Raw genomic sequence first — 1,427 nt, 5'->3', positions numbered from 1 at the left:
TCCTTAAGAATGTTGGCGGTCCGGGAGGACCGGGTGTGGCTGATGCGAGGTTGCCGCTGATGGCTCAAGGAGAATGGCCGCCCGGTCCTCCGGGACGCTCCGACCACTGATTGAGAACTGCGGTCATCGCTGCTTAAGGACCTGTCGGCGGAGTGTTCCTCGGACCACGGAAATGCTGGTCCGAGGGGAACGGAACGACAGGCTTGAGCACGTCTCACAAGCGGATATGGGTCGGCGTCGATGCCGGCAAAGGGCATCACTGGGCGGTGGCCGTGGATGCCGGCGGCGAGACCCTGTTCTCGACGAAGGTGATCAACGACGAAGCCCAGATCCTCACGCTCATCGAGACCGCTCGCGAGAGGGCCGACGAAGTGCGGTGGGCGGTGGACATCAGCGGCCGGGCCTCCACCCTGCTGCTGGCCCTGCTCGTCGCCAACGGCCAGCGGGTCGTCTACGTACCCGGACGCACCGTGAACCGGATGTCCGGCGCCTACCGCGGAGAGGCCAAGACCGACGCCAAGGACGCGAAGGTCATCGCCGACCAGGCACGCATGCGCCGGGACTTCGCGCCGCTGGAAACACCCCCGGAGCTGGTCTCCACCCTTCAACTGCTGACGAACCACCGCGCCGACCTGATCGCCGACCGTGTCCGGCTGATCAACCGGCTCCGCGACATGCTGGTCGGGATCTGTCCCGCCTTGGAACGAGCCTTCGACTACTCCGCGGCCAAGGGCCCCGTCGTCATGTTGACCGAGTACCAGACCCCGGCCGCCCTGCGGCGGATCGGCGTGAAGCGCCTGACCACCTGGCTGGAACGGCGCAAGGTCCGCGGGGCCTCGGACGTCGCAGCCAAGGCTGTGGAGGCCGCCCAGTCCCAGCAAACCGCCCTGCCCGGCGAGAAGCGGGCCGCCAAACTGGTCTGCGACCTCGCCCACCAGCTCCTGGCCCTCGATGAGCGGATCAAGGACAACGACCGGGAGATCCGCGAGACCTTCCGCACCGACGAACGCGCCGAAATCATCGAATCCATGCCCGGCATGGGACCGATCCTGGGCGCCGAGTTCGTCGCTATCGTCGGCGACCTGGGCGGCTACAAGGACGCCGACCGCCTCGCCTCCCATGCCGGCCTGGCCCCGGTCGCCCGGGACTCCGGCCGCCGCACCGGCAACTACCACCGGCCCAAACGCTACAACCGCCGCCTTCGACACATCTTCTACATGTCGGCGCAGACCTCCATGATGCGGCCCGGCCCCTCCCGGGACTACTACCTCAAGAAGCGATCCGAGGGCCTGCTGCACACCCAGGCCCTGCTCTCGCTCGCGCGACGCCGAGTGGATGTCCTGTGGGCAATGCTGCGCGACAAGAGGCTCTTCACCTCCACCCCGCCGGTCACGCAGGCGGCTTGACACGATCATTGAGATTCTCCT

At 67.3% G+C, this 1,427-nt stretch carries 1 protein-coding gene; it reads left to right on the top strand.

Annotation, left to right across the window (positions count from 1 at the left end):
- Nucleotides 1-203: 203 nt before the first annotated feature.
- The gene (locus AC0699_RS39750) at nucleotides 204-1,406 is read left to right on the top strand and encodes an IS110 family RNA-guided transposase (RefSeq protein WP_478671607.1); all 1,203 of its coding nucleotides are present in this window, start codon (nucleotides 204-206) and stop codon (nucleotides 1,404-1,406) included.
- The last annotated feature ends 21 nt before the right edge of the window (nucleotides 1,407-1,427 follow it).

The sequence above is a fragment of the Streptomyces sp. NPDC043870 genome, assembly GCF_056435785.1.
Note: the sequence above shows the minus strand (reverse complement) of the source record. Positions and strands in the feature narration are given on the sequence as shown.